The sequence below is a fragment of the Clostridium estertheticum genome (assembly GCF_018861295.1).
Classification (GTDB): domain Bacteria; phylum Bacillota; class Clostridia; order Clostridiales; family Clostridiaceae; genus Clostridium_AD; species Clostridium_AD estertheticum_D.
Window position 1 is genome coordinate 77,495 of record NZ_JAHLDM010000018.1, and the last position, 12,984, is coordinate 90,478.

At 30.6% G+C, this 12,984-nt stretch carries 9 protein-coding genes; all 9 read right to left on the reverse strand.

Annotated features, from left to right (window positions below):
- Positions 1-106 precede the first annotated feature (106 nt).
- The 9 genes from KPL54_RS16905 to KPL54_RS16945 all read right to left on the reverse strand — a co-directional run bounded on the left by KPL54_RS16905 (position 107) and on the right by KPL54_RS16945 (position 12,803).
- Positions 107-1,285 (reverse strand): ROK family transcriptional regulator, encoded by a 1,179-nt coding sequence (locus KPL54_RS16905; RefSeq protein WP_216107675.1) that lies wholly within the window; start codon positions 1,283-1,285, stop codon positions 107-109.
- Between the two features lie 17 nt (positions 1,286-1,302).
- The gene (gene xylB / locus KPL54_RS16910) at positions 1,303-2,814 is read right to left on the reverse strand and encodes a xylulokinase (protein ID WP_216107676.1); all 1,512 of its coding nucleotides are present in this window, start codon (positions 2,812-2,814) and stop codon (positions 1,303-1,305) included.
- Between the two features lie 159 nt (positions 2,815-2,973).
- Positions 2,974-4,734: a cache domain-containing sensor histidine kinase gene (locus KPL54_RS16915; protein ID WP_216107677.1), complete on the reverse strand. Its 1,761-nt coding sequence runs from the start codon at positions 4,732-4,734 to the stop codon at positions 2,974-2,976.
- Positions 4,735-4,919: 185 nt separating this feature from the next.
- Positions 4,920-5,936: a galactofuranose ABC transporter, permease protein YjfF gene (yjfF, locus tag KPL54_RS16920; RefSeq protein ID WP_216107678.1), complete on the reverse strand. Its 1,017-nt coding sequence runs from the start codon at positions 5,934-5,936 to the stop codon at positions 4,920-4,922.
- On the reverse strand, positions 5,933-6,970 hold the full coding sequence (locus tag KPL54_RS16925; RefSeq protein WP_216107679.1) for an ABC transporter permease: 1,038 nt from the start codon (positions 6,968-6,970) through the stop codon (positions 5,933-5,935). The genes yjfF and KPL54_RS16925 overlap by 4 nt, the downstream gene beginning before the upstream one ends.
- Positions 6,971-6,975: 5 nt before the next feature.
- On the reverse strand, positions 6,976-8,493 hold the full coding sequence (locus KPL54_RS16930) for a sugar ABC transporter ATP-binding protein (RefSeq protein ID WP_216107680.1): 1,518 nt from the start codon (positions 8,491-8,493) through the stop codon (positions 6,976-6,978).
- Positions 8,494-8,593: 100 nt separating this feature from the next.
- Positions 8,594-9,601 (reverse strand): ABC transporter substrate-binding protein, encoded by a 1,008-nt coding sequence (locus KPL54_RS16935; protein ID WP_216107681.1) that lies wholly within the window; start codon positions 9,599-9,601, stop codon positions 8,594-8,596.
- 139 nt (positions 9,602-9,740) lie between these two features.
- Positions 9,741-11,597, reverse strand: a complete 1,857-nt coding sequence (locus KPL54_RS16940; protein WP_253203533.1) for a substrate-binding domain-containing protein — start codon at positions 11,595-11,597, stop codon at positions 9,741-9,743.
- Entirely contained in the window at positions 11,598-12,803 is a 1,206-nt protein-coding gene (locus KPL54_RS16945) for a response regulator transcription factor (protein ID WP_216107682.1), read from the reverse strand.
- Between the last annotated feature and the right edge of the window lie 181 nt (positions 12,804-12,984).

Here is a 12,984-nt window from a genome sequence, read left to right on the forward strand (position 1 = left end):
TTATATGTCTATCAAATAACTTTTCATATTTGTTTGTATAAAACAATTTATTCTATTATATACCACATAACTATTGTAATGATATAAAATAATATAAATGTAGTATTTATATTATTTTTTTACTTGTAAAAAATATTTCTTGCATGGTCATTAACGCTGCACCTAGTATTGATGCGTTTTCTTTTAATTTTGAAAATGATAATGAACATTCTCCTTTAGTGTAAAAACTGTTTTCTTCAAAAACCTTCTCCATCAAAAGTTTTTTAAAATACTCTTCATAGTAGGCAATTTTTCCTCCTATTATAATTTCCTCAGGGTCCGTTATTAAAATGATATTTTTAATTCCTTCTGCAAGATAATCAATATAACTATAGAGAATTTCTTTTGCCTTTTCATCCGTTTTAGTGAGTCTAAAAAATTCTTTTAAATTTTTATCCTCTACACTAAATTCCTCGTTATACTTGTTTATTAATGCTTTTTCAGAAGCATATAGTTCAAAGCATCCTTTTTTTCCACAATTACATTGTTTTCCATCTTTTACTATAGTCATATGACCAAACTCACCAGCACGCTTATTATTTCCCTTGTAAAGATTATCATTTATCATTACGCCTGCACCTATTCCCTCTGTTATAGATACAAAAACTAAATTTTTTATAACTTTATCAGGATTCAAAAATGTTTCAGCATAAGCTGCTGCATTTGCTTCATTCTCGATAAAAAATTTATAATCATATAGTTTTTCATATTTTTTAAAATCTATATTATTTAATTTTAGATTTGGTGCATTTACCAAAAGTAGTTTCTCTTCATTCACAGTACCTGGAAGCGAAAAACCTACACCAATTATCTTATACTTTGGTATATTAAAACTATCAACTAATTCATCTATGCATTGTTTAATTTTATCCATTATTATATCTATACTTTCAATGTCTTCTGATAATTTAAATTCTTCTTCTTTAATTATCTGGAGCTTAAGGTTAATTAATGCGATTCTTATTTTACTAGGAGTTATACAAACTCCAAATGAGTATCTAGCATCTGATAAAAATCTTACAATAATCGGCTTTCTTCCACCTGTAGATTCAGCTACTCCTGCCTCATCCAAGTACCCCTCTTCTATAAGCTCATTTACATTACTAATTACTGTGGGGATGCTTATATGAAGTTCTTTTGCTATTTCCTGTTTTGTAATCTGACTTTTTTTATATAAAAGATGTATTATATTCTTCTTGTTTATTTGTTTAATAGTTTCTTGATCTAAAATCTTAAACTTTTTCAAAAAATCACCCATCCTACCTAGTCTTCCTTAGAATCCAACTCGCTTAGTTCTTTAAATTTATCTTTTAAACAACCATAAAGTGAAGCATAAACCTTATATGTTTTATCATATTTATCCACATCTTTTGCTATTGGCATAATAGTATCTGTTATCTTGATTAATGAATTGCAAGCATCATCAACATTATCATAAAGTCCGCACCCTACCGCTGCCAAAATTGCTGCTCCATATGCAGGCCCTTCCTTAGAATTTATTGAACTAACTTTTAAATTAAATACACTTGCTAATATTTGCTTCCAAAGCGTGCTTTTCGAACCACCACCGCTTACTCTTACTTCTTTTACTTCTATGCCCATACTCTTTAAAATTTCTAAAGAATCCCGAAGACCAAAACATACTCCTTCAAGAATAGAACGTGTCATATCACCCCTTGTATGAGTTATATTTAAACCTATGAATGCCCCTTTTGCATCAGGATCACTATAAGGCGTCCTCTCTCCCATAAGATATGGGAGATAAATTAATCCTTTAGAACCTGCAACTGAATTTTCAGCCTCTTTTAGTAAGACTTCAAAAGAATTCTCCTTTGTATCTAGATTTATATTATCATTCCACCACTGCAAACATGATGCTGCTGAAAGCATAACTCCCATTTGATGATATCTACCATTTGCATGGCAAAATGAATGTAATCTATTCTCGCTATCTACTGAAAACTTTTTGTCACAAGCAAATACCACACCAGAAGTACCAAGTGCCACAGAAACTACACCACTATCAACAGTACCTGTCCCAACAGCACCTGCTGTTTGGTCTCCAGCCCCTGCAACTACCAATGTTTCCGTTGAAAGTCCAGTAGACTTTGCAGCTTCATCACATACTCTTCCCGTTACTTGATAGGATTCAAATACTTTAGGTAAAACTTCATCATCTATTTCTAAAATGTTCAACATTTTCTTAGACCATTTTCTATTTTCAACATCAAACATTAAAGTTCCTGAGGCATCAGACACATCTGTTGCAAACAACCCTGTAAGTTTAAATCTTATGTAGTCTTTTGGCAACATCATCTTATATATTTTATTATATATATCTGGTTTATGTTTTTTAACCCATAATACCTTAGGTGCAGTAAAACCGGTTAATGCCATGTTAGCTGTATATTTAGAAAGTTTATCCTGCCCTATAACATTATTTAAATAATCACATTCTTCTTGTGTTCTTTGATCACACCATAAAATTGAAGGCATTAATACCTTATTATCTTTATCCAAAATCACTAAACCATGCATTTGTCCGCTAAATCCTATTCCTTTTATTTCATCTGATTTTAAACCACTTAGCTTAATAATCTCCTTAATACCTTCTTTTGTGCCATCCCACCAGTCATCTGGATTTTGCTCTGCCCACCCTACATGTGGGTAACTTATTTCAAAATTTTTAGTAGTAGTGTTTACTACCTTGCCACTCTCATCCATAATTATAATTTTTACTGAAGAAGTACCTAAATCAATTCCTAAAAAAGACATATTTATACCCCCTAAGAGTTTATTTTTTCTATATTTTATATCTATATTGTAATCGTTTCACTAAACTTTTTCAAGTGATTTTAAAAAGATTTCTGAAAATAAAAATGGAATATAGATTCAAATATAAATACATATAAAAATTGCATTGTCATATATTCCTTAATTCTTTATAATTGGATGCCACAATACCACCGTAGTACCTTCTCCATAAATACTATGATATTCCAACCCAAACTCTTCACCATATGTCAATTTTATTTTTTCATTTACATTGAAAATACCATATCCAATCACATCGTTTGATATTGTTTTACCTTTTAACATTTCATTTATTTTCATTAATTTTTCATCTGCTATGCCTATACCATTATCCTGAATTATAAAACAAATTTTTTCATTTTCAATCATACCACTTATTTTAATATGACCACTACCTCTTTTTTCCTTAATACCATGATAAATTGCATTTTCTACAATTGGCTGTAATATTAGTTTTATTACACTTAAATTTAATATTTCCTTCTGCATATTAATTTCGTAATTAAGTTTATCCTCATACCTAATTTTTTGAATTAATAAATAACTTTCCACATGTTTAATTTCTTGAGATATTTTAATATTCTCCTCCCCAGCACTTAATCCAATTCTTAAAAGATTAGTTAAATTATAAGTTATATCAACTATATCCTGTGCATCATGTTCTTGCGCCATCCATTGAATTGTATCTAACGTGTTATATATAAAGTGTGGTTTTATTTGAGCATGTAATATACTTATTTCAGCTTTTCTCTTCTTTTTACCTTCCGTTTCTACTAACATAATTAGATTTTTGATTTCTCTAACCATATTATTAAATGCATTTCCAAGTTCACCAATCTCATCATCGTATTTACTATTAAAAACCACATTGAAATTACCTTCTTCAGTCTTTTTCATAAGCCTCTTAAGTTTTGAAATAGGCCGTACTATAGACTTTGTGAAAAATGTTGCCAATATTTCCGCGATAAGTAAAGTAATTATAGCAATTATTATAGAGTAATATACTAAAGAATCTATGACCCTTAGACTTTCATTTAGAGGAAATACTTCAACAGTTTTCCACCCTGTATAGGTTGAATTCCCATGAATTATTTTATAATCATTTTCCTTAATTCTCTTAATTAAAATTTCACCACTTGAGTTATCAGTCCACTCACTTTTTATCCTATATACTATTTTATTAACTGGTGAATATACTATTTCACCATTATTATCTACAATATATACAAATCCATTTTTTGCAGGTTTAGCATGTTCTATTACACTTTTTATAATATCTAGTTTCATGTCTATGAGAATTACACCAATACATTTACCTGTTTTCTTATCAACTACAGCCTTTGACATCGATACCACATCATCAGCACTGTATTGAAAAACATTATTAATATTTCTACCTACAGGTTTACTAAAAAGATGCATAGTAATGGGGTTTTTGGATGCATCCAAGTACCATTTTTCTTTTGTAAGTGCATCTCTTGAAATTCTGCCCATAACATCACTTACAAATGTATCATCTTGTTTAACTATCATTATCCCGGCTATCTCTGAATGAAATGTAGTAAAACTATTTATAGCCTTAGATGCCCCTTCCATACCACTACTGTTAGTATTATTACCCAGAAAGCTTAGAATTCTTGGATCCTCAGATAAATAATTAATTATATTTTCTGTATCTTTTATATAAAAATCAATATTATTACTTATTTGACTTACCATTTGCTTTATATTTTCATTTTGTTGATTAGTAATTGAATTTTTATATAACAAATTTCCTAAAATAGAAATAGTAATTATCGGTATTAAAATTACTAAGGAGAAATAAAAAGACAATTTATATTTTATACTTCTATCAAGGAATTTTTTTACAAATTTGTTCATCTTCTCTCCTCCTATTAGTTTCATTACCATCATAACCAAAAATCACAGTTTGTACAATAATTACATAGATAACAATTTTTAAATTAAAATCTTTCTGTGTTAACTCTACCTTACTCTTTAGACACGACATGAAAAAGAAGTATCTAAAAATAAATTTTAAATACTTCTTTTGGTATTAATTACAGCTAAACTTTCAATGCTATTGCTACTGTCTTTTTCTTTTCGTTACTTATTACAATTACCCTTTGAAGAACAATAAAGATAAATAACAGTAATCCAACTACAATTTTTGTCCACCATGAGTTCAATGTTCCATCGAACATGATTAAACTTTGAATAATTCCAGTAGTTAGCACACCAAACATTGGTCCTATTGGGTATCCAGATCCTCCTGTTAATAGTATACCCCCTATTACGCAAGCTGCTATGGCATCCATTTCAGTCCCATTACAATGTAGCCCATAACCTGAAAGCGTATATATTGTGAATAACAATCCTCCTAATGAAGAGCAAAATCCAGATAGGGTGTATACCAAAATTTTTGTTTTTGCAACTGGAAGTCCCATAAGCATTGCAGAATTTTCACTTCCACCAATTGCATAAACAGTCCTGCCAAATTTTGTATATTTAAGTGTATATGCTGCTACTGCTACTATAAGTAAACCTATTATTACATTAATAGAGATAAACGTTCCTGGTAAAACAGGTATTCTAAAAGCAGCAATCTTAGTAAAAACTGGATTAGTTATAGTTATCGTATCTATACTAATAAGGTAGCTTGAACCTCTAGCAAAAAACATTCCTGCTAGTGTTACAATCCAAGGATGAAGTTTGAATTTTTGAATTAAATATCCTTGAACTGTACCAAAAACAACACCTATTACCAGAACAAAAATCATAACAATAAATGGATTCACACCTTTTCTTAGTAGGTCTGCACAAATCATACTTGTGAAAGCGATCATAGCACCCACAGAAAGATCAATTCCACCTGTGAGTATTGCGAATGTTTCTCCAATGGATATAACAATTAAATACGCATTATCAATAAATAAATTTGATAATACCTGTGCTGAGAAAAAACCATCATATAACACCGAACCAGTTAAAAACATAATTATAAATAGAGTTATCGTAGCATAAATAGAAATATACGCAGGGTTTAACTTAAAGTTTTCTTTTCTAATCTTAACTTGTTTCATATTCTTTCCACCTTCTTTGCTTTCAGATTATTTTTATTATGAACTAATCTTCCGTTAAAGATTTTCCTAAACTCTGTAGTTTGAATTAAGCACACCACAATTACGACAACAGCCTTTACAACTAAGGTAACTTCTGGTGGTACTCCCATACTATAAATTGTGGTTGTTAATGTTTGGATAAATAATGCACCTATAACAGTTCCACCTATATAAAACCTTCCCCCTGCCATCGATGTTCCTCCGATAACTGTTGCAAGAATAGCATCCAATTCAAGCCACAACCCTGCATTGTTTGCATCTGCACATTTTATATTTGAACATATAATAATTCCAGCAATTCCAGACAAAATACCGCAAATTACATATAGAGAAAAAATTACTCTTTTAGAATTAATACCTGCAAATTTACTGGCACTGTTATTCACTCCTATAGATTCAACAAATAATCCAAGAGCAGTCTTTCGCATTAAATAAAATACAATCCCTACAACTAAAACTGTTATATATACTGCAAAAGGTATAACCCAATAACCAGTACCTATAAAAATAAAAGTTTTATTTGTAAATGTTAATATTTGTCCACCTGTTACTAACTGTGCAATACCTCTACCCACTATATACAAAATCAAAGTAGCGACCATGGGTTGTACTCCTATGTACGCTACTAGCATACCATTCCACATACCGCAAATAAGTCCAACAAATATACCAGCAAGTATAGCAAGAGGTACATTACCACTCATAACAATAACAGATGCTGAAACAGAAGCACTAATAGCTATGATAGATCCCACAGAGATATCTATCCCTTGCGTGGCAATAACAATGGTCATTCCAATGGATATAAGAATAAGTGGAGCTGCATGATTAATTATGTCAATTAGGTTTCCATATAAATGACCATCCCTAATATTAATACTTACGAAGCCAGGTCTAATTACAAAATTCAAAAATATTAATACAATTAAAGATGCTACTGGCCAAAAGATCTGCATTGCATAAAACTTTTTAAATATATCTTTAATTTTGTGCATTGTTTTTACCCTCTCCCTGCAATTGCTTGCATAATATTTTCTTCTTGTATATCTTCTCCAATTAGTTCTTTAATGATTTTTCTATCTCTGAGCACAAGCACTCTATCACAACTTCTTACTATTTCCTGAAGTTCTGAGGAAATAAATAAAATAGTTACCCCCTCACTCGCGAGCTTAGCAATAAGTTTTTCAATTTCATATTTTGCACCTACATCTATGCCTCTTGTAGGTTCATCCAAAATCAAAAGCTGGGGATCTGTAGCAAGCCACCTTGCTAATATTACTTTTTGCTGATTTCCACCACTTAAATTATCAATTCTTTGTTCCATACTAGGTGTTTTAATAGACAATAAATCTATATACTTTTTAGCTATTTCCTGTTGCTTTTTAATTGACAAATATTTAATTATCCCACGTCTAGACTGAATAGCTAGTATTATGTTTTCCCTAATAGTTAATTGTCCAACAATACCTTCTACCTTTCTATCTTCAGGGCAGAAACCAAAACCATCTAAAATTGCTTTTTTAGGATAAATATAAGAGTATTTCTTTTTTTTAATCTCAATGGTACCATGATCTGATTTATCTATACCAAAAATCAGCCTTGCAATTTCGCTTCTCCCTGATCCTAGAAGGCCAGCTAGTCCAAGCACTTCTCCTTTTCTAATATCTATATCAAAGGGTTCAATTGTACCCTTTTTCCCAAATTGATGTGTTTCGATTAATTTCTCTCCACTAAGTTTTCTAGTAGTATTTTTAAAAGTATTATTTAACTTTTCTACTTCACCAATATCTTTTCCAATCATCTTAGAAATCAAATCAATACGAGTAAGATTTTTAGCCTCATAAGTTCCAACAAATTCTCCATTTCGAAGTACTGTAATCCTATCTGAGATTTCATAAACTTGATCTAGGAAATGAGTTACAAATAAGATTGACATTCCTTCTGATTTCAATTTTTTCATTACAACAAACAATTGTTTTGCTTCATTTGCATCTAAACTTGATGTTGGTTCATCTAATATTAATATACCCCTTGAAATATCCACCGCACGTGCAATTGCAACCATTTGTTGTATAGCAACAGAATAAGTAGATAATGTTTTTTTGACATCGATTTTTAAATTCAATCTTTCCTCTAATAGTTTTGTAGCATTTTTATTCATCTCATTCCAATTAATACTCTTATTCTTCATAGGTTCACGGCCAATATAAATATTTTCAGCTACAGTAAGATTGAAACACAAATTAACTTCTTGATACACTGTACTTATGCCATGTTCTTGTGCATCTCTAGTAGAAGAAATAAAAATTTCTTTTCCATTTAATATTATTTTTCCTTTATCTATTTTATACACACCAGTAAGAACTTTTATTAGTGTTGACTTTCCTGCTCCATTTTCTCCCATAAGAGTATGAATTTCACCTTTTGCAAGCTGAAAGTTTACAGATGATAAAGCGTTTACACCAGGAAATGTCTTACATATATTTTCCATTTTTAAAACTACATTGTTATCTTCCATCCTTTTTTCCCTCCTTTTAAAATGGATATAGAAAAATCTATTTATAATATAAGAGCAGGATACTGTATAACATTCCTGCTCTTATATTAAAATTTACAAATTAATATTTTCTGTTTGGTAACTCTGCAGCAGCTTGAGCTGCGGTGAATACACCTTCTTTTGATTTAACCCATCTATCTATTGGTTTACCTGCTAAAATTAATTTTGCAGTATCTAATAATTGTGGTCCAAGTAGCGGATTACACTCAACAGTTGCATTTGCTTTTCCATCTACCATAAATTGAAAGTATTCTTTAATACCATCTACTGCTACTACAAATATATCTTTTCCAGGTTTCTTTCCAGCTTCTTCAATGGCCTGAATTGCTCCTATAGCCATATCATCATTATGTGAAAATAGAACATTGATGTTCTTTCCATCTGATTTCATGAAAGCTTCCATAACTTCTTTACCCTTTGCACGTGTGAAATCGCCAGTTTGTGATTTTACGATCTTATAATTCGGGCAATTTGCAATACCTTCCTTAAAGCCTTTTTGACGTCCAACCATAGCACTTGACCCAACAGTTCCTTGGATTTCAGCTATATTTAATTTTGCATCTTTCCCAAACTTGTCTACTAATATTTTTGCCACTTTTTTTCCTTCTGCTTCCATGTCTGATCCTAAGAATCCAGCATATAGAGATTGATCTGAAACCTTTACACCTCTATCTACTATAATTACTGGTATCTTTGCATCTTTTGCTTCTTTTAATACTGTGTCCCAACCATTTTCAACAACTGGATCTAAAGCAATAATATCAACTTTTTGTGCTATAAAAGATCTAATAGCTTTTATTTGGTTTTCTTGTTTTTGTTGCCCATCTGAGAATTTTAATTCAAATGTTGGATCTAAAGTTGGAATCGTTTTTATTGAAGCTGTTTCTGCTGTTCTCCAGCCACTTTCCGCACCAACCTGAGCAAATCCAATAACTTTTTTCTTTGAAGTATCAGTTGCAGTTGGCGTCGCTTTCGCCCCATCAGTTGTAGCCTTAGTACCACATCCAGCAAACATTGTAGTCACTAGAATAGCCGCAGATAAAAATGCAATAATTTTTTTGTTTTTCATTAATAAACCCCCTCTAATAATATCATTGTATCGTTTACAAGTATTATATATCTATTTTACATTACTGTATTTGCACTAATCAGCTATTTTTTACACTATTTGAAACAAAAAAATATAACTCTGCATTTGCAGAGCTATATTAATATTTCCTATTATTAAATTCTTTTGCTGAATTTATTTTTGTAAAGACATCCTCAGCATTTACTATTTTCAATGGAACTTCAACGCCTTCCATTATTTGCTGAGCAGTTTTCATTAATTGAGGGCCGAGTAGTGGGTTGCACTCTACAGTACTGTACATTTCTCCTTTTTTTATAGAAAGTAATGCTTGCTTAGTAGCATCTATTCCAATAACAATAACGTCTTTTCCTGGAGTAAGTCCAACATCTTTTATAGCGTCAATAGCACCAAGTGCCATATCATCATTAAGAGCGAATACCATATTTATTTTTTGATGCTTTGAGTTAAGAAATTTTTTCATTACTTCCTTTCCCTCATCAATATTAAAGTTTCCAGTACCTTCTGCTACTATTTTATAATTATGATGGTCTTTAATTACTTCATTAAATCCTAATTCTCTTTCAATTTCAGGAGCTGAACCTATATTTCCTTTAAGTTCGAAGATATTTGCTTCTTTATCCTTAAAGTGTTCTATTAATAATCTTGCAGCACGTCGTCCCTCCTCCTGAAAATCTGAACCAATATTACAAGTCCAGAGCGAATCATCTGAGTCAACACTTCTATCACATAAAATCACCGGAATACCTGCATTTTTTGCCTCAAATAAAACATCGTCCCACCCAGTCTTCACAAAAGGTGAAAATGCAATTATATCCACTCTCTTTTTTATTAGTTCTCTAATTAATTGTTTCTGATCCTTTTGGGTATAACCTTCTTCTCTAAAATCTAAATTAATACTGGCATCATTTGCTGCATTTTTAATTGATTTTGCATTTGCATCTCTCCATCTACTCTCTGACATCAATTGAGCATACCCCAGCACTATGCCTTTATTATCCACTAGATTCTTTGATTTATTATTTAAATATTGATTTACGTTTCCAACAGTAATTTTATCACTCTTTAATATTATTTTTTTTGGTATGTCACTCCTTTTATTTAAAATATCCATTGCATAATTTACAGCTTCGCTTCCACCCGTTTTACAGGTAAAAGTACCACTTAGAATTCCCTTAGAAACCAAATCTAATCCACTATTTTCTCCAGTAAGACCATCTACCCCAATAATTTTTATGTTTTTAAGCCCTAATTTGTAAACAGCTTTATAAGCCCCTAATGCCATATAGTCATTATGTGCAAAAATAGCATTTACGTCTTTATCTCCTTGTAAAGCCTGCGTAACTTTATCTTCTGCTTCATCTCTTTGCCAATTACAAACTATGGTGTTAGATATTTCAATATTTTTATGATCTTTGAGAACCGATCTAAAGCCATTACTCCTCGATATAACAGGTGAAGAATCTAATAAACCCTGAACCTCGATAACTTTACCTTTACCTTGTCCAATTAAATTTATAACAAAATTTCCTGCTTGTGTACCTATTTTTTCATTGTCTGGTCCAATATATAATGAGTAATCATAGCCTTCAACAGCTCTATCAAGAACTATTACCGGCATTGATTTATATACTTGTCTCACTAGTGGTGTCAATTTATTTGAATCATTTATAGATACAATTAATAAGTCCACACCATCATCTACAAGTTCATTTATATCTTTTTTTTGTTTATCCGTATCTCCTCCAGCATCTTTATACACAATTTTTATATTTTTATATTTTTTTGACGCCTCTATTATTTCATCATTCATAGAAATTCTCCAAGGCTCTGTCAAATTTGCTTGAGACATTCCAATAACAAATTCCACGCCTCCAGATTTTTTTATGCAAATTGATTTAATAATAATTACTGAACTAGCAATAATAAGGACTAACACAAATAAATACATACCTTTTGCTCTAATGTATTTAATCAATCATATACTCCTCCCCCTATATTCTGTTGGGGCAAACCCCATAATCTTCTTAAATGCCTTGCAAAAGTAATGTTGGTTACTATATCCTACAGCTTCAGCAATTTCATAAATCTTATATTTAGGATCATCCATCATACAAATAGATTTATTAATTCTATACTTTGTAAGATAATCAATAAAAGAAAGTCCCGCTTCTTTTTTTAATAATTTGCTTAAATAAGAAGAACTTAAATTAAATTTCTCTGCTACATCGCCTAAGCTTAAATCGTTTACACTATAATTGGTGTCTATATATCTAGTAGCTAAAAGCACTATAGGTTTATAAGCAGCTATTTTATCTATACTAGCAATAATTTCATTATACGTGTTTTTTACCCCCGAGATACCACTTAGGCTCCTTTTGTGTTCTATAATTACAGTAAAGTGTAAATAATAATATATTTTATTTTCAATTTCATTCGCTATGTTTAACCAATCGTAAGCATTCATAACATTACTAATTATAACAATGTTATTATCTTCATCAGTATATGTTATTTCTGGCTTAACTTTCCTCATTAACTCAAGTGTAACATTAGATAATGCGAAATTTAATAGTTCTCTATCCCAGTTTTTTGAGTATACCTCATGGTTTAACCTTTCTATCACTTTAATTACTACAACTTCTATGTCAGCATCGAAATTATATTTGAAAAATTTTAACTCATTTAATATTTCCACGTATTCATAACTTCCATTTAACCAATTATTTAAAAAAGCTTGTTTTAACATATCAAAATTCTCGTCTAATCTTCTGTCCGCCCAATCCAAATATACTTTTTTCTCTTCATTCTTTCTTATTTCTTGTATTGCTTTATTTACTGTGTCTATAAGCACTTCTTTTGGAACTGGTTTTAAAAGATAATCAAATGTTTTTAGCTTCAGTGCCTCATGCATATACTCAAACTCATCATATCCTGTTATTATTATTATAATACAATTTTGGTCTTTTTCATTCAATTTTCTAATAAGCTCCAAACCATTTAAAAATGGCATACATATGTCTAAAAAGATTATATCAGGTTTTAATTTTTCTGTTTGATTTAATGCTATTTCACCATCTTCAGCCTCACCAACCACTTCAATATTGAACTCATTCCAATTTAAGGCATTTCTTAACCCCTTCCTAATCCTTGGTTCATCATCAGCAATTAAAAGCTTATACATAACCTTCACACTCCAGTAATTTTATAAGGTTTCTTACATATAATATACTACTAAATTTTGTAAGTGTAAATTTATTTATCTACTCCATGTGGAGAAATGCCCCTTATTTGGAATGCGTATTGGTTATCCTGATTTTTCATTGATACTAAATGTCCTTTAATATAATATTATCTGCTGATAT

Coding starts and splice junctions, on each gene's coding strand:
- xylB (WP_216107676.1), bottom strand. CDS start 2,814: ATGTCTTTTTTAGGAATTGATTTAGGTACTTCTTCAGTAAAAATTATA.
- KPL54_RS16915 (WP_216107677.1), bottom strand. CDS start 4,734: ATGAACAAATTTGTAAAAAAATTCCTTGATAGAAGTATAAAATATAAA.
- yjfF (WP_216107678.1), bottom strand. CDS start 5,936: ATGAAACAAGTTAAGATTAGAAAAGAAAACTTTAAGTTAAACCCTGCG.
- KPL54_RS16925 (WP_216107679.1), bottom strand. CDS start 6,970: ATGCACAAAATTAAAGATATATTTAAAAAGTTTTATGCAATGCAGATC.
- KPL54_RS16930 (WP_216107680.1), bottom strand. CDS start 8,493: ATGGAAGATAACAATGTAGTTTTAAAAATGGAAAATATATGTAAGACA.
- KPL54_RS16935 (WP_216107681.1), bottom strand. CDS start 9,601: ATGAAAAACAAAAAAATTATTGCATTTTTATCTGCGGCTATTCTAGTG.
- KPL54_RS16945 (WP_216107682.1), bottom strand. CDS start 12,803: ATGTATAAGCTTTTAATTGCTGATGATGAACCAAGGATTAGGAAGGGG.